This window comes from Aeromonas finlandensis (assembly GCF_000764645.1).
GTDB lineage: Bacteria > Pseudomonadota > Gammaproteobacteria > Enterobacterales > Aeromonadaceae > Aeromonas > Aeromonas finlandensis.
On sequence record NZ_JRGK01000225.1, the window covers coordinates 1 to 1,169 of the forward strand.

The 1,169-nt window shown below is 58.5% G+C and carries 2 protein-coding genes; one reads left to right on the plus strand and one right to left on the minus strand.

What is annotated here, in order from left to right:
* The coding region (locus tag LD28_RS0112870) for an ATP-binding cassette domain-containing protein (RefSeq protein ID WP_033137365.1) at positions 1–463 on the plus strand (463 nt) is incomplete at its 5' end.
* A gap of 403 nt (positions 464–866) precedes the next feature.
* Here LD28_RS0112870 and hypB read toward each other — a convergent pair.
* Positions 867–1,169, minus strand: a 303-nt coding sequence (gene hypB / locus LD28_RS0112875) for a hydrogenase nickel incorporation protein HypB (RefSeq protein WP_033137366.1), incomplete at its 5' end; no start/stop codon positions are given.

Sequence of the window (1,169 nt, forward strand, 5' to 3'; positions counted from 1 at the left end):
GCTGGAAGGGCAGCCTGTGCCTGAACAGGTAAAAGGTTATAACCCCATCCAGCTGGTGCCCCAGCACCCGGAACTCACTTTCAATCCCTATCGCACCACCGGGCAGGCGCTTTGGGATGTATGGCGCCCCGATGAGGCCATGCTGGCCCGCTTTATGGTCAAGCCTGAATGGCTCGGTCGTAAACCCGGCCAGCTCTCCGGCGGTGAGCTGGCCCGCATCGCGCTGCTGCGCGCCCTCGATCCCCGCACCCGACTGCTGATTGCCGACGAGGTGACTGCCCAGCTGGATCCGCAAATCCAGCGCCAGCTCTGGCGGGAGTTGATGCGCGAGTGCGAGCAGCGTGGACTGGGCATGGTGATCTTCAGTCACCAGCAGGCGCTGCTGCGCCAGATCTGCCATCGGGTGCTGCGCTTTGGTGAAGTTCCACCTGCGACGGGGGTATTGGCCGAAAGCGCGGCCTGAGGATTGGCTTCCCCTCATCCCCAACCCTTCTCCCGCAAGGGGAGAAGGGAGCGGAAGGTGCCATTTCACCACGCTCAGGGTTTAGGGTTTGGAAAATCTCGGGTTTGAAAATATGGCTGGTTGTTATGTTCGCAAACTCTCTCAAGCGGCGAATATTTCGAGCATATTGCCAGCCCCCATGAATCGGTTCCCCTTTCCCTGTTGAGACAGGAGCGGAATGCGGCATCCACAAATCGGTTCCCTCTCCCTGGGGAGAGGGCCAGGGTGAGGGGATGCGAGTATAAAACGCTGGCCAGTCTGGATAGAGAGAACTCTTGATAAGGTTTACAGATAAAAGAGAGGGAGGCATCAGCCTCCCTCTCTTGTTTTCTACCGTTATCAGCGGCGTTTAACCGGTTCTGGTTCAGGCCGTAGCCAGCCAGTTGAGCCAGGCATCCATCCCTTCGCCTGTTGTGGCGCTGACCTGGATCACCTGGATATAGGGGTTGACCCGTTTGGCGTTCTTGATGCAGCGGGCCATGTCAAAGCTGACGTAGGGCAGCAGATCGATCTTGTTGATCACCATCAGTTGGGCGGCGGCAAACATGTCCGGGTATTTCAGCGGCTTCTCTTCCCCCTCGGTGACGGAGAGGATCGCCACCTTGTACTTCTCGCCGAGATCGAAGCTGGCGGGGCAGACCAGATTGCCCACGTTCTCGATAAAGAG